The organism is Peribacillus sp. R9-11 (genome assembly GCF_031345095.1).
Lineage (GTDB): Bacteria > Bacillota > Bacilli > Bacillales > DSM-1321 > Peribacillus > Peribacillus butanolivorans.
Genome location: NZ_CP133763.1, coordinates 968,684 through 988,447, shown reverse-complemented (window position 1 = coordinate 988,447; position 19,764 = coordinate 968,684). Strand labels below are relative to the sequence as shown.

At 37.1% G+C, this 19,764-nt stretch carries 18 protein-coding genes and 1 pseudogene; 2 read left to right on the top strand and 17 right to left on the bottom strand.

All coding sequences use genetic code 11. From position 1 onward, the window contains the following. Positions 1 to 141: 141 nt before the first annotated feature. The gene (locus RE409_RS04720) at positions 142 to 1,044 is read right to left on the bottom strand and encodes a DMT family transporter (protein WP_201221967.1); all 903 of its coding nucleotides are present in this window, start codon (positions 1,042 to 1,044) and stop codon (positions 142 to 144) included. Between the two features lie 161 nt (positions 1,045 to 1,205). Here RE409_RS04720 and RE409_RS04715 point away from each other — a divergent pair, with 161 nt between their 5' ends. Continuing rightward, positions 1,206 to 2,582: an aminotransferase-like domain-containing protein gene (locus tag RE409_RS04715; protein ID WP_201182460.1), complete on the top strand. Its 1,377-nt coding sequence runs from the start codon at positions 1,206 to 1,208 to the stop codon at positions 2,580 to 2,582. Between the two features lie 784 nt (positions 2,583 to 3,366). Here RE409_RS04715 and RE409_RS04710 read toward each other — a convergent pair. From RE409_RS04710 to RE409_RS04695, 4 genes and pseudogenes are all read right to left on the bottom strand, one after another. Then, on the bottom strand, positions 3,367 to 4,308 hold the full coding sequence (locus RE409_RS04710) for a hypothetical protein (RefSeq protein ID WP_201221971.1): 942 nt from the start codon (positions 4,306 to 4,308) through the stop codon (positions 3,367 to 3,369). A 120-nt stretch (positions 4,309 to 4,428) separates the two neighbouring features. Continuing rightward, a complete protein-coding gene (locus RE409_RS04705; protein ID WP_201182465.1) occupies positions 4,429 to 4,677 on the bottom strand; it encodes a hypothetical protein in 249 nt (82 codons plus the stop codon). 470 nt (positions 4,678 to 5,147) lie between these two features. Then, complete coding sequence (locus RE409_RS04700) at positions 5,148 to 5,327, bottom strand: hypothetical protein (protein WP_201182467.1); 180 nt, start codon at positions 5,325 to 5,327, stop codon at positions 5,148 to 5,150. A 192-nt stretch (positions 5,328 to 5,519) separates the two neighbouring features. Beyond that, positions 5,520 to 5,765 (bottom strand): annotated as a pseudogene (locus RE409_RS04695) (hypothetical protein); the annotation flags it as partial. A gap of 500 nt (positions 5,766 to 6,265) precedes the next feature. On the opposite strand from RE409_RS04695, the gene RE409_RS04690 reads away from it, so the two are divergent. Then, positions 6,266 to 6,952 (top strand): ArsR/SmtB family transcription factor, encoded by a 687-nt coding sequence (locus RE409_RS04690; protein ID WP_201182469.1) that lies wholly within the window; start codon positions 6,266 to 6,268, stop codon positions 6,950 to 6,952. A 111-nt stretch (positions 6,953 to 7,063) separates the two neighbouring features. Here RE409_RS04690 and RE409_RS04685 read toward each other — a convergent pair whose 3' ends face one another. The 12 genes from RE409_RS04685 to RE409_RS04635 form a co-directional block, all read right to left on the bottom strand. Continuing rightward, positions 7,064 to 7,948 (bottom strand): DMT family transporter, encoded by an 885-nt coding sequence (locus RE409_RS04685; protein WP_201182471.1) that lies wholly within the window; start codon positions 7,946 to 7,948, stop codon positions 7,064 to 7,066. A gap of 444 nt (positions 7,949 to 8,392) precedes the next feature. After that, positions 8,393 to 9,823, bottom strand: coding sequence for an MDR family MFS transporter (locus tag RE409_RS04680; protein ID WP_116821497.1), 1,431 nt, complete (start codon positions 9,821 to 9,823; stop codon positions 8,393 to 8,395). A gap of 62 nt (positions 9,824 to 9,885) precedes the next feature. Then, positions 9,886 to 10,458 carry a TetR/AcrR family transcriptional regulator gene (locus RE409_RS04675; RefSeq protein ID WP_053344623.1) on the bottom strand — a complete coding sequence of 191 codons (573 nt, stop codon included), beginning with the start codon at positions 10,456 to 10,458 and terminating at the stop codon, positions 9,886 to 9,888. Between the two features lie 268 nt (positions 10,459 to 10,726). Further along, positions 10,727 to 10,819, bottom strand: coding sequence for a putative holin-like toxin (locus tag RE409_RS30610; protein WP_223305372.1), 93 nt, complete (start codon positions 10,817 to 10,819; stop codon positions 10,727 to 10,729). A 316-nt stretch (positions 10,820 to 11,135) separates the two neighbouring features. Then, positions 11,136 to 12,113 carry a 5-oxoprolinase subunit C family protein gene (locus RE409_RS04670; protein ID WP_309558627.1) on the bottom strand — a complete coding sequence of 326 codons (978 nt, stop codon included), beginning with the start codon at positions 12,111 to 12,113 and terminating at the stop codon, positions 11,136 to 11,138. Further along, positions 12,114 to 12,989: a 5-oxoprolinase subunit B family protein gene (locus tag RE409_RS04665; protein ID WP_201182478.1), complete on the bottom strand. Its 876-nt coding sequence runs from the start codon at positions 12,987 to 12,989 to the stop codon at positions 12,114 to 12,116. Between the two features lie 18 nt (positions 12,990 to 13,007). Then, positions 13,008 to 15,053, bottom strand: coding sequence for a sigma-54 interaction domain-containing protein (locus RE409_RS04660; RefSeq protein WP_309558624.1), 2,046 nt, complete (start codon positions 15,051 to 15,053; stop codon positions 13,008 to 13,010). Positions 15,054 to 15,430: 377 nt separating this feature from the next. Continuing rightward, entirely contained in the window at positions 15,431 to 16,195 is a 765-nt protein-coding gene (locus RE409_RS04655; RefSeq protein WP_201182482.1) for a LamB/YcsF family protein, read from the bottom strand. 5 nt (positions 16,196 to 16,200) lie between these two features. Beyond that, positions 16,201 to 17,556, bottom strand: a complete 1,356-nt coding sequence (locus RE409_RS04650) for an acetyl-CoA carboxylase biotin carboxylase subunit (RefSeq protein WP_201221977.1) — start codon at positions 17,554 to 17,556, stop codon at positions 16,201 to 16,203. 31 nt (positions 17,557 to 17,587) lie between these two features. Beyond that, the gene (locus RE409_RS04645; RefSeq protein WP_053344618.1) at positions 17,588 to 17,836 is read right to left on the bottom strand and encodes an acetyl-CoA carboxylase; all 249 of its coding nucleotides are present in this window, start codon (positions 17,834 to 17,836) and stop codon (positions 17,588 to 17,590) included. Beyond that, the gene (locus RE409_RS04640) at positions 17,829 to 18,827 is read right to left on the bottom strand and encodes a 5-oxoprolinase subunit C family protein (protein ID WP_201182486.1); all 999 of its coding nucleotides are present in this window, start codon (positions 18,825 to 18,827) and stop codon (positions 17,829 to 17,831) included. Before RE409_RS04640 ends, RE409_RS04645 begins: the two co-directional genes overlap by 8 nt. Beyond that, complete coding sequence (locus RE409_RS04635) at positions 18,824 to 19,693, bottom strand: 5-oxoprolinase subunit B family protein (protein ID WP_309558622.1); 870 nt, start codon at positions 19,691 to 19,693, stop codon at positions 18,824 to 18,826. The genes RE409_RS04640 and RE409_RS04635 overlap by 4 nt, the downstream gene beginning before the upstream one ends. Positions 19,694 to 19,764 lie beyond the last annotated feature (71 nt).

Below are 19,764 nucleotides of genomic sequence, written 5' to 3'. Positions count from 1 at the left end.
TCATTAATTTTATAATTTCTCTATAGGATAACGGTTTGTTAACCACAATCCTCTATATTCATGACAACTTCTTCATCTAATACAATTCGGTCGTTCTATAAGCTATATGCCATACGTTACCTATCTCAATTGAACATGCAGTTAGTTTTTCTCTGATACAGCTCCGTTTTTTGATACGTGAGCATTTTTGCCTAAAATAACAGAAAAGACAACAATCACTGCTATTACAAGAGTGAAAAATGTGATGGATTCATCTAGAAATACTGTTGCAAATAGAATCATCAAAAATGGTTGTAAGTATTGAATCTGACTAACTCTTGCTATTCCGCCCATAGCCATTCCGCTATACCAAGCAACATATGCCAGAAACTGACTAACCACTGCGAGATAAATAAAACTAACCCAAGCTTGTAAAGGGGCATGGAGCATTTCAGTTGTAAGGTTTAGCCCAACTGGAATAATAAAAAATGGAGCACCGATCATAATTGCCCAAGCAATTACTTGCCAGCTACCTAATTCTTTCGCTAATTTCCCCCCTTCTGCGTAACTAAGTCCCAGTATAATCACTGCTGCTAGTAAAGCTAAATCGGCAAATTGCAATTGACCGAATCCAAGATGAAGTGCATACATAATGACAGCTAAAGAGCCGATTATACTTGAAATCCAGAATTTGAGAGAAGGGATTTCACCTGCTCTAAACATAGCAAATCCGGCTGTTGCTAACGGTAACAGGGCTAATTCCACAGCTCCATGAGAAACAGGTAAGGATTCCATTGCCCAAGAAGTGAGGAGAGGAAATCCTAAAACTGCACCAACAGCAACAATAAGTAGACTTTTGAATTGGCCTGGAGAAGGTAGTTTTTCTTTTCGAACGATCAATACCACAACTACTAAAATAGCAGCAACGACTGTTCTTCCTAAACCGACTATCGTAGTCCCAAAATACTCTACTGCAATACTTGTAGCAGGGAGTGTTAAGCTAAAACAAATGACACCTACTAATCCTAACAATAATCCAAGTTTCTCTCTGGTTTCTCTCTGCATCTTATCCTACCCCCATTTTTATAGTTTGTATCACCTCTGTACCATTTTCTACTTTTCTTAAAAATAGTTCTGATATAATTAAAATAATAATAGGTACACACAATGAAAATAAACCATTTTTTTACCTATCTGTCCTGGTACAGTTAAAGGAGGATCAATATATGAACTCAAAATATATTAAGATAATGGAAGAAATTAAGCTTCGACTAGCAGATGGATCGCTCATTGCAGGTAGTAAACTCCCTTCTGTTCGTCAGTTATCTGAGTACTTTTCATGTAGCAAAAATACAGTTATTAAAGCGTACATCGAACTAGAAAAAGAGCATTTAATTTATTCTGTTCCTAAAAGTGGCTACTATGTTGTGAATGAATTTCAAGATGCGACGAATGAAAATGAGGTGATTGATTTCTTATCTGCTGGTCCAGATAAAAACATTATGCCTTATGTTGAGTTTCAACATTGTATGAATCAAGCAATTGAACTATATAAAGAAGAGCTTTTTACATACTCTGATCAACAAGGGATTTACTCATTACGAGTACAGTTAGTGAAGTATATGCAGAATTTACAGGTGTTCACTCAACCTGAAAGAGTAGTCGTTGTATCTGGCTCGCAGCAAGCCCTTAATTTATTAGTTTCTATGCCATTTCCAAATGGAAAAAACAATATTCTAATTGAACAGCCTACTTATTTCGGATTCATTGAGTCCATCAATCTGCATCAAGCTACTACTTTTGGAATTGAATTATCAATGGAAGGGATTGATCTTGATCGTCTGGAATACATTTTTCGAAATAATGATATAAAATTTTTCTATATTATCCCGAGATTTCACAATCCACTTGGACATTGTTACACGAATAGCGAAAAGAAAAAAATCGTTGAGTTAGCTGAAAAATACGATGTATATATAGTGGAGGATGATATTTTAGGAGACCTTGATCCAAATCCAAAATCAGATCCTTTATTTTCTTTTGATCCTTCTGGGAGAGTGATTTATATTAAAAGCTTTTCGAAAATTTTTCTCCCAGGGTTAAGGATTGGTACTGTCGTTCTTCCTACATTAATGATTAACAATTTTTTACGTTATAAATTTAGTTCAGATTTTAATAGTTCAGCACTTTCTCAAGGTGCGCTAGAAATCTATTTAAAAAGTGGTATGTTTAATAGCCATCTCAAAAAAGTAAAAGAGGTATACCGTACTAAAATGCAAATTCTTCAAGAAGCATGTGAATTATTGCTACCGGCTAATACTCATTTTTCTAAACCGACTTCAGGATTCTATCTATCCATCAGTTTGCCCGAGAATGTGACAGCAAAACAGGTAGTTCATATGCTAAACGAGCAGCATATTTATGTTGATGATGCCTCTAGAATGTTTTTACCCGAATATAAAAAGGAAAATCTCGTTCGATTAAGCATCTCTCAAGTGAACGAGAGTCAAATTAAACTAGGGGTAGAGCGATTGGCTCACTGTATTGCTTTAATTGACAGTAGAAAAAATCATAATACTCCAAATAACTTTTTACTCATTTAGTAAGGGGAAATTTATATAGAGGTAGCTTCACAAGATTATGCGGATTTCCAACCCTAAGAAAATATATCAAAACGGTTGTTTATGAGACTTAGAATTTGAGCATTCGTTTGAGACATATTTACTCTCCAACTCTACAAACTTTTAGATAAAGTAAAACCCTCTCAAAACGATGATTTTTGGAGGGTTCTTTATTAACTTGCCTCCGAAGTATTGAAAACTGCTGCGTTAGTACTTTCTTGAACTCCCTCAGCTTATACGATTTTCTCACAAATACTCGCTTAATCGCAGGATTTCATTACCCTTGAATTTAAGTTCACGGTGAAATGGAGTGATTTCAGGACATGAAGATTTCGTGAAGTTTCAACTCCTCCTCCCCAGCCATTCTACCATATTAAACCATATATAAAGAATTCCTTATTCAACTAACGCACCCGTAAGTTGCATAACTAAACCTTGGATACTTCCCATAAACCAATAGAAACAAAAGGACCATAAGAAGGCACACTATAATATATATCGCCTTTCTTACCTTAAATGGTAGTAAAGTTACAAAAGATAAACAAAATTACCGAAGATTCCTGCTCCACTTACTACTTCACTCTGATCTTTATCTTGCTCTTTAGTATATCTAATGGACAATATTAATCCTGTTGGCGGTAACCCTTCTAGAAAAAGAACCCCACTCTTGAACATAGGGATACTTAGCGTATGTTTTCCACGTTTTGTTGGTAGGACCCCACAAAGAGAGGTTCTAAATAAATAGAACCTCTCTCGAATAATATTTTCACTTCAATTCTTCTGCAAGTTTAAGAGCTTCTTCATTCGTTTGATTTGTAACTAACGCCATGTAAATGCCGTCCTTTTCAAACTTTACAACATTCATTTTTTCATCTGCAGCATTTTTAAAATTGCCTATTTCGTATGCAACATCATCTACCACAACTTTAGAAAAGTCCTCGTCATCTACATTATTAACACTGATAGGAGTATCATTTTGTTGGGTTAGAATGATAGTATCTTTTTTTGCATTATCGAAGTGACTGACAACGACATCCTTGCCTAATGGTTCAACTTGTCCGTCAAAATCGTCTCCTATAGCCTCAGATAAGCTCTCTGTCTTTTCTGTAAATTCAGTCGGGATATCTTCGTCAGAATAAGTTTCAAAACTTGCTGCCTCATCCAAATAAGCAAGAGATGATGCGCTGCCGCCAACGTCTAAAACAACGTTTGCTTCGTTATTACAATTGATTGATGGAGTTGCCCAGCCTGATTTTGTTGTTATATCGTAGTGAGCATTTTTGTTTTTTGGACCTAAAGCCATCGTACGATTCCACGTATATTTGAATGTGCCGCTTTTTAGTTCAACACCAGAGTATTTATGATCTAGCTTGTTATTTCCTGTCCCCTCGTAGTTTCCTGTCAACGCAACACCGCCAGTCATTCTGCCCTTAAGATTGGACAGTGTAAAAGAGGAAGTATTCCACCTGAAGTTCTTCGTATCCCATTTTCCGAAATTAACAATGTGTTCGAGGTCGTATGTCACCTTGCCACATGCTGTGAAATAAAGACCAGACCTAATTTTTTGTAATTTAGAGAAAGTACCTGATGAACCGCTTTTACCAAGCTTATAAACATAATTATTTTTCTGTCCTCCCGCATACGCTTCCGTACTTAGTAGCGAAGAAAACAACATCACTGCTAAACACGAGAATAGTAGCCTTTTCAAGGCTTTCATTCCTTACATCCCCAATCAATTGTTTTTGTTATTATCAATTTCGATAATCACAAAACAACATTAACACAAAACGACAAATAAATGTTAAATTATTGTAAAAAATTAAAATATTTACATTTTATTATCTTTATCCACTCGTTTTTCTACAGCGCCCCAAGAAAAATAAATCAACAGAGTTGTTGCCAAAATTATGAACCCAGCTTGTGATAGATACATGAAGTCCCATTCTTTAATTTCTTTCTCTTTCTGACCATTATAATTTTGTATTACATAGTTTGATGTTTCATAGTCCATAAAAACGTAACAAATAATTCCCCCTATTATTACTCCACCTAATAATGATAATAAGAACTTTTTCAAAGTTGTGTCCTCCTGCCCTTTAAGATGTAAACCGTCCTATAAGTGCTCTCTATCAATTCTTTTATGAATTCCAATTCTGCTTGTTTAATTGACTCACCCATTCGTTTTCTTAGCTCTTCTTCGAAATCTTGAAATTCTTTCATTTCTGTGAACAAAAATATATAGTCCTTGTGCTCTTCTATCATTATTTCAAATTCTTTTTCCCATTGTTCATCTAAGGATTTCTGAAGCTTCCCAGATTTGTCACTTGTTCAATTTTCGGATCGCTGTTCATTTGCGCGTACTTAATGTGCGTAATTTTATCTTTCTTTTCCAGTTCCTTAACTCACCCCCAAAGTATGCTTGAACTCTGTACTTTTCCGCATTATATAGAGTTCTATCAAAAGGGTTTGAATACCTTCAAGCCTATATAAATACTCAATAACAGCACCAGCCTCTACATTTAGACAAGTCCGCTATGCTCGGACTTGTTACGATTTCTGTAGCATTCCATTGATGTAAACGTTAAGTGATTTATCGCCTACGATGAATGTTCCGAATGTGACGTCGTATCGGCTGCTGCTGATTAACGGATCTCCTGCTAAGACTTGTTTATCTTCAGCAAAGTGGCCGTAAATTGAGCCCTCTATGATACAAGTCTTATGAGACATTACGAAGTCTTAATTTAATGCTGATTTGATTATGTACCAATTAGCTTACTCTATTGAGATTATAAAGTTTTCTAAGAAGAGGTAGCTGCGGTATCGTTAGTTGACTCATTTGTTGCTACAAGATTCTCACTCGAATTTATGATTCGTAAGATAATTATTAATAAAATGAAAAAATATCTTGCCATTCTATCGTTAGTTACAGTCCTGATCAGGGCTGCAAAAATCAAAGTTTCTGTAGATTGCCACTAAACCCAAGATAAGCATTTGCATTTGCTTTTTCTTGCTCAAATGGCTTTCCATTTTCCTATTGTCGAGAAATTGAAACCACACTAAATAAAGTTGTAAATACTTCGTAGAAACACCATTAAAACGACTTATCCATTTCTTTAAACGGTAATGGTAATTATTAATATTATTGAGGTGGTAGATGCCTTTCTTTACATAATATTTCTTACTGCCGTTTATGATGACGTGCCCCACTTCGTTATTAGATTTAACATAGCCAATAAGAAAAAGAGCTGCTTCCATTTAGCAACCAGGGACTGTACATTTATTTTCAGTTGAACTAGACAACTCATTTACCCCCTATAAAAGAATAGCTCTTACTACTTTACAAATCTGCACGTTGTATTTTTCTGTACTACATTTCTTTTCCTTTTTGTTGTGCTACTGGATTCCAAATAAGGGACTGTAAAATAACCATGCCCTTCGTGATCTCTTGCGCTCTCAACACTGATAAATCCAGGTTACCTTCCAAATTCTATCACCTTATCTGCCATGCTTGCAGATCCTTTTGAAACGTGGTCTGTTCTTTGAGAAGTAAATATTTCTATATTATAGGTGTTCATCATGTTCCCCCTTGGAATTGTTATTATTCATTGAAAACGATAGACACTACAACTATAATCGAAATGTGGAATGCAGAAAGGATGGTAAAAGTGAATATAAATCCAAATGTGGCTGAAGTTGCCTTTCTCCTTGGAGAAACGTCGCGGGCAACAATTCTAACGAGTTTAATGGACGGACGTTTTCATACAGCCAGTGAATTAGCTTTTATGGCTGCGATAACACCTCAAACAGCCAGCTTTCACCTTTCTAAATTGATAGAAGGTAACCTTGTTAACGTTGAAAAACACGGACGTCATCGCTATTTCCAACTAGCAAATGGAGAAGTTGCGCGCATTTTAGAATCGTTCCTTGCGATTTCCCCACCTCCTGAAGTGCGTTCTTTAAAACAATCTAGTCAGGTAAAATTGCTTCGGGAAGCAAGAACTTGCTATGACCATTTAGCAGGAAAATTAGGAGTCGATTTAACCGAATCGATGTTGAATGCTGGTTATTTGGATAAAGAAGAAAGAGAATTTGTAGTTACACCTAAAGGAGAACAGTTTTTTACTGATTTCGGCCTTGATTTATGTATCTTAAAAAGAAAACGCCGCTCATTTTCTCACGCGTGTCTAGACTGGAGTGAGCGTCATCATCATCTTGCTGGCTCTTTAGGGCATGGACTTATGACACACTTTTTTGAATTAGGTTGGATAATACAAGTTCCATCAATTCGCGCTGTTAAAGTCACAGATAAAGGAAAAGTAGGGTTTAAACAAGCTTTTAATATAAATGTGTAATTTAACGCTGAGAAAAACCCCTCCTTAGTTCACAGATAAGGGTAACTTATTTTTTTCTGAACACTATGAGGGGTTACATTTGCGATTGAAAGCTTAGAGCAAACGATTTATTTATAAAGCTCTTTTAACTTGGTTATTTTTCTGCTGGAAATTTCTATTTACAAGATAGACACCAATTATAATAAACAAGCCACCAACTATGATTGAAGGGTATAACGTCTCCCCTAATAGTAACCAGCCAGATAATACACCAAAGAAAGGTGCCAAAAATAAAAAGGCACTCGTTTTTCCTGGATCACCCTTTTGTAAAAGATAATACCAGACGGCAAATTGAACAATAGAAGACATAATACTTAACCATAATAAAATGAACAATGAATTACCGTTCAAAATGAAGACTGGTTTTTCAAGAATAAAGCTGCTAAGTAAAAGTAGTAATCCACCAAAAAACATCTGATAAGCAGATAGAACCCACGTATCGAAAAACAATCCCCACTTTTTAACTAATAATGTTGAAATTGCCCAAAAAACAGCAGAAAGAATGCCAAAAAGAATACCAATCTTAAATTCAATTTGCGTTCCCATTGTAATGCTTACTCCTACTAATCCTAAAAGAACACCAATCCATTGATAAAGTTTATAGCGCGTTTGTAAAAATACGGTACCAAATAGAACAACAAGTAAAGGGTTAGTGAATGTTAGAATTGAGGATTCACTAGCTGTAATGGTTCGTAAACTTAAGAAAATACACCCCATAACACCAGCTGTTTGGAAAGTACCAATAATAAGCATCTTTATCCAGTTTCTTTTAGATTCTGGGTGCGGTCTTTTTAAAGCGATAACGATTACTACCATTAAGAGTCCGGCAAGTGTGAAGCGTAATGCTGCTAATAACAACGGGGATGAATAAGACAAACCTATTTTACCTACAGCAAAAGAAGAACCCATTAAAAATGTTGTTAAGAGTATTAACAGTGTAAATTTGAAAGTATTCATTTTTTATCTCCCTACATATTATAATGACCAACCTGTGCCTATTATAACTTCTGAATATTTCAGCTGTGATCGAAATATGGAATGCAATGGAGATAAAATAAAACTGGTTAAATCTAAGTTGTTCGAATTGGCTTCCCTGCTTAGGGAACCTTTACATGCTCAATACTAACTAATTTAATGAATGGGCTTTTCCTTACAGCTAGTGAATTTTGTTAAGCACAAAACGACAAAGGCGCTTCATAATCTTTTTGTTTCTATCCAGAGGGATGACAAGTGGTTGACCCTTATTCCTCTAAAATTTTATATGTTTTCTTGTTCAACTACCCTGCCTTAGCTCAAAATCAACAACATCCTTTAACAGAGCCAAACAAACAATAAAAAAGCCAGACAGAGAAACTCCATTCCCTGCTGGCTTCTTTATGTTATTACGTTAAGAGATCTTCCTTATTTATCGCGAGCTGTTTTAATAAAGAACGACACAATCAAACCGACGATTGCAAGGACTAGACCGAAAACAAAGGCATCCTGAACACCTGCAGTCAATGAACCGCTAATGGTTGATGGGTCAAATGGGTCTTCTACACTAGCCATATAGTTCTTTTGAGATGCTGACATGATGGTAATAGCAACCGTCGTACCAATGGCTCCCGATACTTGTTGTAATGTATTCATAAGAGCCGTTCCATCTGGATAAAGATTTTTCGGCAGTTGATTCAGCCCATTTGTCTGAGCAGGCATCATGACCATCGAAACACCAATCATAAGGAAAGTATGCATGACGATTACCATAATGATAGAGGTTTCAGTCGTTACGTTCGTCAAAGTCCATAACATAGCAATCATGATAATAAAGCCTGGAATCACTAGCCCTCTTGGTCCAAATTTATCAAAAATGCGCCCCGTAATTGGAGACATGAAACCATTCAGTACGCCACCTGGTAAAAGTACAAGACCTGCTGAAAACGCAGCTAACGCTAGCCCAGTTTGCAAGTATAATGGTAATAGGATCATAGATGACATGATAATCATGAAGGTAATGAAGACGGTTATTAACCCTAGCGTGAACATAGGATATTTAAAAACACGCAAGTCAATCATCGGTTTATCCATGTTGAATTGTCTTACAGCAAACAGGAATAGCGCTACAAGGCCTACAATGATCGAGGATAGAACGATCGCATTTCTCCATCCTTGATCTCCTACAATACTAAAGCCATAAACTATTCCCCCAAAACCAATGGTCGATAAAATAATGGATGGTACATCGATTTTAGGCTTGGTGATCGTTGAAACGTTTTGCATATACTTGAGACCAAATAGTAAAGCGATCACAAAGAACGGCAAAGACACCCAGAAAATAAAATGCCAAGTCAGATTTTCGATGATCAAACCTGAAACTGTCGGTCCGATGGCTGGTGCAAACATGATCACGAGCCCCATCAACCCCATGGTTGCTCCCCTTTTATGAATTGGGAAAATTACCAAAATGGTATTAAACATAAGAGGAAGTAAAAGTCCCGTTCCGACTGCCTGGATGACACGAGCTAGCATTAATAGGCCGAAACCAGGTGCTATTGCAGCAATGAGCGTTCCGATAATAGAGAACACCATTGATGCAATGAATAATTGACGAGTATTAAACCACTGAATCAAGAGCCCCGAAACTGGAACCAATATCCCCAATGTTAATAGATACCCCGTTGTCAGCCATTGCACAGTAGAAGGACTAACATTAAATTCCTGTATTAAATCGCCAAGTGCCATATTTAAAGCTGTCTCACTAAATAACCCAATGAACCCTGCAATTAAAAAAGAGATTAATATAGGGGTCGTTCTAATGACTGGGTTTTGTTGCTGTGTTGCATCTGTAGACATAAAAAAATTCCTCCAATTACTAACTGCATCGACCTAAGCTTATAATAATTTTTCCGTATGACTTATTTATTTATCAACAATAATGGTATCTGCTCCGCAATAGCGTGGAGAGGTTCCCCACTTTTCGCCGTTAAAGATAAAAGAATACCACCTTCTATTAAAGCGTTAATGACGATACTCAAATCCTTAGACCGCTTCTCACTGTATCCTGCCTCATGTAATTTTTTCACATAAATAGATTGCCAATCCGTTACAGCTTCTTGACAGGCCATTCTTATAGGCTCACTTGTCGTATATGTTTCAGCCGCTATTGTTCCGATTGGCAAGCCTAAAAGATTACCATTTTCGCCAAAAACCTCGGATAATTGATAAATATGAGCCTGAATTGCTTTAATAGGGTCTTCAATTTCATCAAATTCTCGCTGAATTTCACCTACAACCATTTCTTTTGTATGATTAATCGCCTCAATAGCCAATTCTTCTTTTCCTTTAGGAAAATAATGATACAGCGAGCCTTTAGGAATACCACTTTCCTCAATAATGTCCTTAAGCCCTACACCATAATATCCACGTATTCGAAAAAGTCGAGAAGCAGCTTCAATCAGAACTTCTTTTGAGCTTCTTTTGTCTGCCATAGCTGAATCACTCCTTAAAATTATATCAACCGGTCTATTAGAACTATACTGACACATCATTTTTTTGTCAATGTAGATAGCAACAATGATAGGATTTACTTTGATTCAGTTATACCTATCAACAACAAAAAGAACACCTCATTGGGTGTTCTCTGCAAGTAAAAAGAATCGGAAGACCTTTACCATCCTTAGGACACTGGCCTTTTTAATAAAAACATTTCCATCAATAGAATAACGGACTATCGTTTAAAAACATATATCGGTATCTTCAAGGATTCTTGTCATGATTTTTAAAATCAAGAATAGCAATTACAAACATGCCAAAGCTTAGCATTAGGGAAAGAACTTCAAAAGTACCCACTCATACATCGCCTCCTTACATCAAGCATTTCCTGATCAGAGATTGTCCTATACAGGAAAACATGAAGTACTGACATTTCAATGGCAATAGTGCATTAATAATAAAAAAAGAGCACACCCAGTAAGAGTGTGCTCTCGTAATAATCATGTTCCTTGAAAAATCGAAAGTTCATATTAATAGGAAGTTGACTTCAATCTAAACTCTGACTAGAAGCTCTTGATTTCCGCTTCTGCTATCGAGTTATTTTGAGCCTCTTCATTTAATACTCATACATCCTGCTCCAGTTATTATTTTGGTACAAAGTTTAAGTCATTACTTACCTTTTAATAAGACCGACCAGCGTTTCCATCCTTTTTCTTCTTTCTGCTCGAGTTTGGATGGCCTGGTCAATAGTAACTGTGATGAAGTGACATTTCGATAAAGGTCTAGATTGAGAAATTAAATCTAAATCTTGGCTTATGACGGTTCCTATTGTAACAAAACCCCCTCCTGTCATTGCATCATTATGTAAAACAATCAGTTCTTCCTCATTTGTAAACATAATAGATCCTATAGGATACGCAAAATCAACAACATTCGAAAAACTAGTTCCTGCACCGAATGGTGGATATTGCTCAGTGAATGACACTCTTGGGCCAGTATATCGGTAAGCAACCCGGTTGGATTCATGCGAAACGATCCATTCCGAATTGAGGAAAGTTTTTAACCCTTGATCGCTCAATAAGTAACCCGATAACCCCATCGTGACACGTAATTCTTGAAAATCATTAAAGGTTGGGACGAATTCTAGTGGAGCAGATTTACCAACCTGTTTTAAAGCCCCTGGCAATGGTTCATTAATCTGTATTCTATCGCCTACAGCTAACTTTCTGCCATCAAAGCCCCCAATCTGGCTTAGTTCGTAGGTTGATTTACTACCTAAAACATCTTGAACCTTTATGCCACCAGAGATACTTAAATAACTTTTCACCCCTTGTTGGCAAGCTTTTATCGTTAAAATGTCTCCTTCTTTTACTTGGTGGGTTTCCCAGAAAGATAATCGTTGGTGATTTAAGTATGCTTCCATTGGAGCACCTGTAAGGGCAATAATTAAATTTCTATGAAATTCAAACTCTCCCCCTAATAATGTCATCTCAAGTGATGCAAACTCAGCAGGATTTCCTACAAGTAGGTTCCCAATAATAAATGAATATTTATCAGCTGCTCCTGATGGCGGTACGCCCAGATGATACTTCCCGACGCGTCCCAAGTCCTGTACCGTTGTCCATAACCCAGGCTCCTTAATTTCTATCATTTAAAAATCCTCCATGAGCTCATCGATATACTTTTTTCCTTTTTGTACATATTCAAGTGGAGAAAGATCAATTTCTTTTACTTTATTATGATACGTTCCAGCACGTACGCTGCTTTCGATCTCATTATATTCGGATTCCTTAACAGGACGATACTTCCATATATCTCCTGGTCTTGCCAAAAAAGAAGTCTCTTCTAATGGGTTTGTTTTATCTACTAAAGGGATAGCTGATCGTCCTATTAGTTGATAGCTACCTGGTCCATTGACTGGATAAATCACATTGAATGCACCACCTATACCAATGCCTCTTTCCGGCGTTTCTGTACGGGGACTATTATATTTTGGTGCTTGAATGATCTCATTTGGCTGCAATCCAAGCGGAAAATGCCAACCCGTTCCTGGCAGAAATCCAACCATTGTAATTAAATAGGGTGTGTCTGAATGAGATTTTATAAATGATTCTTTGTCTGTAAACCCATTTACTTTCATCACATATTCAAAGTCTGTTAAGTCAGGGGCAGGGTGTCTGCTCTTAAAACGCATGGAATATTCTCTTGACACTGGATCGTCGTACCATGCTGGAATTTCTACTATTCGTACTGATAAATTTAACTTTTCAGGATTGCTTTTCGTCAAATCTATTTCTTTTAAATAGTCCAGCAAATCTCTTGCTGAGACGATGTCCGGGTTATAACGAACTAAATAGGAGGCATTGGATGAAACAATATCAATAACGCCTGGAATCTCTCTTTTTCTCAGCTCCTCCGTCACCGCAATTGCTTTAAAGTTACTCTCAATCCTCATATCACGAGAAATTTCAGCATATATGTATTCGTCTCCACCGAAATTAAAATGAGTTTCAGGCAAATTAAACAATAATTGTCGCCCCCTTTATTATTTCAACTTTTTCATCCGCCTGCTTATTGTCGCAGGACTAACACCTAGTACTTTAGATAATTTATCGGCAGTGCCGTATTTTTGCATCCCTCTTTGAATAAGTTGAGTTTCTAATTCTTCTACCGCTTCTTTAAGTGGCATTATTTCTAAAACCATTAGTTGTGTTTTCTTTTTTTGAACTTCCCCGTACAGAAATTTCAATGCATGTTCTCGTTTTATCCATTCTCCCTCGCCTAATAACGTTAATCGCTCCACTATATTTTGAAGTTCTCTTACATTTCCCGGCCATGCATATGTCTCTAAAACTTCAATAGCTTCTGGGGTGAAGCTTTTCTTGATATCATACATTTTTTTAAATTGTTCCAGAAAATAAATGGCCAAGGGAAAGATATCTTCTTTTCGCTCACGTAATGGCGGAATACTAAATGGAATAACATATAATCGGTAGTATAAATCCTCCCTGAATTTACCTTGGTTCACCAACTCTCGTAAATCCTTATTCGTTGCCGTTATAATTCGAACATTTACAGGTTTCGGCTGGGTCCCGCCAATTCTAGTCACTTCTCGTTCCTGCAACACACGTAATAGCTTCACTTGCATATTTAAAGGGAGTTCACCAATTTCATCGAGAAAAAGCGTGCTGTTATCAGCAATCTCAAACAAGCCTGCTTTCCCATTTTTATCTGCACCAGTAAATGCCCCTTTCTCATAACCGAACAATTCACTTTCTATGAGATTCTCTGGAATTGCACCGCAGTTAATCCTAACTAGCTGCTTGTTACTCCTTGGACTGGCTGAATGGATATGGTGAACAAATACTTCTTTCCCAACACCGGATTCACCTTCGAGTAAAATTGTCGAATTAAATTGGGCTACTCTCTTTATCTCTACTACTAAGCGCTCAATTGTTTTCGAACGATAAACAAGTTGTTTTTCGTTAATGTTTAAATCATCATGATCTTGTAGCGGTTGAAAACCTTCGTCCGATTGATCTAAAATTGAGGATCTTTCTTGTGTAATGTCCCTTGAAAGTACAACTACTTTTTCTAATTTCCCTTCGTGGTATACCGGGGTTGCGACCGACCAGACTCTACTTTTCCCCATGGAATCCTGAATCGATGTAACCTTTTTCATTTGTTTCTTGCATAGTTCAAAAACATTAGGCTGAAAAATGTTTTTTCTAGTAAACTCACTTATATGCTTACCAATTATGTTTTCTGGATTATCCACTTTCCAAAAATCGTGAAGAAACATACCCGCTACTCGAATGATTTTGCCGCTTTCGTCAATGACGAGTATTTGTTCCTGGGAAGAAGCATAAACCGTTTGTAAATCAGAGTTCAGATTTCGAACAAAATCTAATTCTTTAACAGAATCCTCGAAAACTTCACGCGAGAAAAAAATATGTATGAGTCCTTTTATTTTATCTTCCATTCTTAAGGGGTAAAAATTCCCTACTGTATGTTTAAAGTTAATAGAGGCGTTCACATTTATAAGAGTTTCCCCAGTCATGACTCTATCAAGATTTTTATCGATAGTTAAAAGCATTTTATAGTCTCGAAACTGTAAAAATGAACGGTGAAGACCTAAAATACTTTCTGCTGTTTCATTAATGTATTCTATTTGATAATCGATATTTGTTCGGACAATTCCTACTCCAGCTCCATGTAAAAGGAGATTTAAATCCTTCAAATTCAACTCACTGATTTTATTCCGTGCTTGTTCAATTGTAGTGTAGCCGACAATTTCTCCATTAGCATCTTCCCCTATAATCAGAGAAACGTTATGGAAAAATTCAACAGGCGTGAACTGTGGGACTTTTAAAATATCATTTTTATAGCTAATCGGCTGTGATAAGTCTTCCTTTTGAGCAATTTGGTGCATTAGAATCTCCATTGTGCTATAGCCCACTAAAGACCCCTTATCCTTTACAAACACAATATTCGCTTTATGATCTGATAATTTTTGAATGACAGATCCAATAGTGCTCTGAATATTAACATATACTGAAATCGGTTTAAGAATATCGTTCCAAATAATCAACTTACTCACCCCTCCCGATAACTAAATCTTTATTTTATTATACTTTTTATAGATAAGGATATGAATTCAGAAGTATTTTAATATATATATAATTTTGATTATTAGGTCAATTATATCTTTTATTAAGTATCTGAAATTCCAACGACAAGTGAAAGAGCTAGGGCTTAGTTTGAGAAGTTTACAAATTAATTGAAGAGTGTCTAGAGGAATACAATTACAATACAATTCGTTATATTGGGGGCTAAACAGAATGACTCCGGCATTCAATACCGGAGTCATCTACTAGTCGACTAATCTATAAATCCTTTTTAAAGAGCATAGTTCAATATTTAGAGGCCAACTACTATACCAATATACATTTTAGGACCAGTACCTTACTAGATAATCTTTTTAATAGGTACAATCTCGACGCCGCCCTCTTTTAAAGCTTCTACAACCTTTTTAGCCAGAGTCGGCGCTCCTGGTGTATCTCCATGAATACAAATGGTCTCTGCTTTAATGGAAACATCTTTTCCATCGTGTGTGATGACTCTTCCTTCTTTGACCATACGAACAACTCGCTGCGCCATTTCTTCATAATCATTGATTTGTGCGCCTGTTCTCGTTAACAAAATGGACCCGCTTTCAGTATGCTCCCGGTCAGCATAAGCTTCTTTTGCAACAGGGACACCCATTTTTATCGCTTCTTCCATCACTTCAGATTGGCTAAGTGCAAATATGACCATATTTGGATCGATAGCATGAATTGCTTCTAATATTGCTCGTGCTATAGTCTTATCTTCCATTGCTTTCATAAATAAAGCTCCGTGTGGTTTACAATGCTGGATTTTGACATCTGCTGCAGCACTGAATTCTCTTAAAGCACCTACTTGATACATCACATAGTCTTTAATTTCTAAGGGTGTACAGGTCATGAAGCGACGACCGAAGCCCAATAAATCAGGAAACCCTGGATGCGCACCAATCCCAACATCATATTTCTTTGCTAGTTCCACTGTTTTTCTCATAACATGGGGATCTCCGGCATGAAAACCACATGCAATATTAGCCGAGGTAATGGACTGCATTAATTCTTCATCATTACCTAATTCATAAAGACCGAAGCTTTCACCCATATCACAGTTCAAATCTACCTTAAACATTGTTTTCACCCCTCAAGCACTTGAATTTTATTTTCTGCTAAAAATTGAGTCGTATAATTACCACGTATAAACTGGTTATTTTTCATGATTTGTTTTAAAAGCATGAGGTTTGTTTTAACTCCCTGTACGTCAATCTCATCAAGGACTCGCTGCATTTTTTCGATTGCTTGATCACGTGTGATGCCGTGTACAATAATTTTACCGATCATCGGATCATAAAAAGGGGTCACCGCACTGCCTTCAATGATGCCAAAATCGAACCTTACATCGTTTTCAGGTAATTTCAACCTAGAAATTACTCCAGGACTAGGAAAGAAAGTATTAGGATCCTCTGCATAAAGTCTGCATTCAATCGCGTGTCCTGTTTTGTTTATCTCTTCCTGTGTGATTGTCAGTTTTTCCTTTGCAGCAATTTTTAACTGTAGTTCAACTAAATCCAGTCCCGTTATTTCTTCAGTTACTGGGTGTTCTACTTGCAGACGAGTATTCATTTCAAGAAAATAGAAGTTTTGATTTTCATCAAAAATGAATTCCATTGTGCCTACATTTGTATAGTCTATTTGTTTTACACCTCGAATGGCTGCATCTAACAATTCTTTTCTAAGGGTATCATTTAGAAATGGTGAAGGGCTTTCTTCTATCACCTTTTGATTTCGGCGCTGGACTGAACATTCCCGTTCAAATAAATGTAAGACATTTCCGTATGTATCAGCGACAATTTGCACTTCAATATGGCGGGGTTTTGAAATCCATTTTTCTAAAAAGACAGTTCCATCCTTAAAAAATGAAGTAGCTTGTTGCTTCGTCGCATCAAACACTTTTATTAGCTCGGCATCATTTTGAACAAGCTGCATCCCAATACCACCACCACCGGCGCTAGCTTTTAACATGAGCGGGTAACCAAGATCGTTCGCAATCAGCAATGCTTCGTCAACTGACTCAATGCTTTTATCCGTACCTGGCACAACCCTTACGCCCGCCTTTTGCATTTGGGTACGAGCTTCAAGCTTACTGCCCATAATATGTATTGTTTCCGCAGAGGGACCGATAAAGACAATGTTTTCTTCCTCACATCTGCGTACAAATTCCGGATTTTCAGATAAGAATCCATACCCAGGATGAATAGCATCGGCATGTGTTTCTTTTGCTACCTGAATCACTTTTTCAATATCAAGATAACTCTTTTTCGCTTGAGCCGGACCTATGCATACAGCTTCAGTCGCTTCACTGACATAAGGAGCCTCTGCATCGGCTTCGGAATAGACAGCGACTGTTTGAATGCCTTCCTTATTACATGTACGAATAATTCTCCTAGCAATTTCCCCTCTGTTTGCAATCAGCACCTTTTTAAAATAGCCCATTTACTTTTCCTCCTTCCTTCCACAAAAATGATTACTGTTCAATGATTACCGCTATTTCCTGTCCAGCGTCTAGAAGGTCCTCGTCCTCAACAAAGAATTGCGCAAGAACCCCATCTGTTTCTGCTTTAATTTCATAGAAGTTTTTCATAACTTCCACCATAGCAAGAACATCGCCTGTCTTAACTGTATTTCCTTCTTTTACGTACACGTCTTTATCAGGAGCTGGTTTGCGATAAAATACTCCTGGGATTGGTGATAGAACTGTTTTTTGTTCAGCCATGATTGATTCCCCCTATTTGTCCTAATACTTGTTTTTTCATTTGATTGATTTTATCTTTGTATAATTTTCTCGCCTCAAGGGCTTCATTAATATCAACAGCAACAAACCGAACCTTCTCATTTGTTTTAATTTGAGCCATTTTGTCTAAATCCGTACTAATAATTGTACAAATCGTCGCATAGCCTCCACCTGTCACAGCATCGTTTAACAAAGCAATCGGTTCGACACCATCTGGTACTTGAATGGATCCGATTGGATACCCTAGATCAACCACATTTGAAGGGTTGCTACCGGCACCAAATGGTTGTTCACGCTCTACGAAATTCAAACGCTCCCCTTTAAAACGGTAGCCAACACGGTTTGCTTCCGTTGTAACCGTCCAATCGATGGAGAAAAAGCGTTTTTTACTTTCTTCAGTCAGGCGATAACTGCACAATCCTACAACAACACGAATCTCATTCGTTTTTGAGAAGACCGGAATCAATTCATCACTTATCCGTGTTCCAATCGCAATCTTTGATTGGTTAGCATTACCGATTTTCAAATGGTCCCCACCTTGGAGTGGCCTTCCTTCGAAACCTCCAATTCCGCACAAAGTATATGTGGACCGTGATTCCATAATAAGCGGCACTTCAATTCCGCCAGCTACCGCTAAATACACCCGGGCTCCTTGTTTAACAAAATCAAATGACAGCACATCTCCAGCCTTAACTTCTAAAGTTTCCCACATTGGAACATACTGATCATTAATCTTTGGCGGTATTTCCCCTCCTGCAATAGCAACGGTTACATCTTGTTGAAATTCTAAGACTGGCCCCATATAAGTAATCTCGAGAACAGCTGCATTTTCATCATTCCCAACAAGTAAGTTGCTTGCTCTGTATGAGTATTTATCCATTGCTCCCGATGGTGGCATCCCCACTTCATAAAAGCCAATTCTTCCATAATCTTGAATAGTCGTTTGAAGTCCAGGATTAATAACTTTAATCATGCATATAACCTCCTTATCACAGATTCTGAAAACGCATTTGGATTTTCGAGAACATCTTTCGGTTTAAAGGTGATATCCTTCGTCAAATATCGGAATTCCCCATTTTCAACTTGTTTTCGAATATCTTCGTATTCCTCCATCGAAATGCTTCGATATCTAAAAACATCCCCTTGTCTAGGGAAGGTCATTGACTCTTTAAAATCATGTAAACGCTGCTCTTTCTCAAAAATCGGTGCTGCAGCAGTTCCAAACAATTGATAACCACCTGCACCTTGAACCGGATAAATAACAGCAAATGCACCGCCGAATCCGAATGCTCTCTCTGGCGTATATGTTCGAGGACGGACATATTTAGGTGCTTCGATTTGCTTCTCGTTTGGAACCATTTGATAGCACCATGGCAACCCCGGTACAAAACCAATCATCGACACAAGATAAGGGGCATCCGTAATTGATTTAATTAAATCTTCTTTTGATTGAAAGCCATTTGTATGTGCCACATATTCAATATCTGTTGATGTTGGATCCTGATGTCGATCTCTAAAACGCATTAATGCCTCATGTGTCCAAGGGTCTTCAAATAAAATGGGTACATCAACTGCACGTGCAGTTATTTCAAAGTTCTCCAACGTAACATCTTGTTCAAGTTCTTTCAATTTTGAAATTAAATCATCTGGATGAATGAGATCTGGATTAAACCGAATCATATAAGAAGCATTGGAAGGACAAATATCCAGTATTCCTGATACCTTTTTTTCTCGTAACGCCTTAGTAATTGCCATTGCTTTAAAATTCGTTTCAAGACTCATTGCCTCAGCTAATTCAACAAAAATAAACTCATCGCCGCCATATTCGTAACGGGTCAATGGACTTCACCTCATTTATTGGATTTATACTAGAACGTTGCAATATTCATGCCAAAACTGATAATTATATT

Excerpts from the sequence above, each read along its gene's own strand:
- RE409_RS04720 (WP_201221967.1), bottom strand. The coding sequence starts at position 1,044 with ATGCAGAGAGAAACCAGAGAGAAACTTGGATTATTGTTAGGATTAGTA.
- RE409_RS04715 (WP_201182460.1), top strand. The coding sequence starts at position 1,206 with ATGAACTCAAAATATATTAAGATAATGGAAGAAATTAAGCTTCGACTA.
- RE409_RS04700 (WP_201182467.1), bottom strand. The coding sequence starts at position 5,327 with ATGTCTCATAAGACTTGTATCATAGAGGGCTCAATTTACGGCCACTTT.
- RE409_RS04685 (WP_201182471.1), bottom strand. The coding sequence starts at position 7,948 with ATGAATACTTTCAAATTTACACTGTTAATACTCTTAACAACATTTTTA.
- RE409_RS04680 (WP_116821497.1), bottom strand. The coding sequence starts at position 9,823 with ATGTCTACAGATGCAACACAGCAACAAAACCCAGTCATTAGAACGACC.
- RE409_RS04675 (WP_053344623.1), bottom strand. The coding sequence starts at position 10,458 with ATGGCAGACAAAAGAAGCTCAAAAGAAGTTCTGATTGAAGCTGCTTCT.
- RE409_RS04670 (WP_309558627.1), bottom strand. The coding sequence starts at position 12,113 with ATGATAGAAATTAAGGAGCCTGGGTTATGGACAACGGTACAGGACTTG.
- RE409_RS04655 (WP_201182482.1), bottom strand. The coding sequence starts at position 16,195 with ATGTTTAAGGTAGATTTGAACTGTGATATGGGTGAAAGCTTCGGTCTT.
- RE409_RS04650 (WP_201221977.1), bottom strand. The coding sequence starts at position 17,556 with ATGGGCTATTTTAAAAAGGTGCTGATTGCAAACAGAGGGGAAATTGCT.
- RE409_RS04645 (WP_053344618.1), bottom strand. The coding sequence starts at position 17,836 with ATGGCTGAACAAAAAACAGTTCTATCACCAATCCCAGGAGTATTTTAT.
- RE409_RS04640 (WP_201182486.1), bottom strand. The coding sequence starts at position 18,827 with ATGATTAAAGTTATTAATCCTGGACTTCAAACGACTATTCAAGATTAT.